Annotated in this window: 1 pseudogene (only partly in view); it reads right to left on the bottom strand. The window is 63.5% G+C overall.

Annotated features, from left to right (window positions below):
• A pseudogene (locus tag H7U20_RS00650) lies at positions 1-168 on the bottom strand (AMP-binding protein); it reaches 1,496 nt to the left of the window's first position.
• Between the last annotated feature and the right edge of the window lie 131 nt (positions 169-299).

Here is a 299-nt window from a genome sequence, read left to right as displayed (position 1 = left end):
CCCCCCCACGGCCGCGTCCAACAGTTCGGCGACGCAGTTCAGCCGTGCCGGATACTGCAGTTGCGGCAGGTCGAAGCACAGCTCCGGCCACTGCTCGGGCGGCGGCAGATGGTCGCGCGCGAAGTGGTCGATGTAGGCACTGGCACTGCTGTCGGTCGGGTTGGTCATGGTCGGCCTGAGGTGGGATAGGAGTATCGGATCAGCCTGCGAGCAGATACTTTAAACCTAAACTATCTCGACTTCAAGCGCAATCTGGCCGCCAGCGGCGGCGACAACCCCAAAGCCAAACCTGGGGTCGG

This window comes from Rugamonas violacea, from assembly GCF_016461825.1.
Taxonomy (GTDB): Bacteria; Pseudomonadota; Gammaproteobacteria; order Burkholderiales; family Burkholderiaceae_D; genus Rugamonas.
This window is presented reverse-complemented; position numbering and strand designations above follow the sequence as displayed.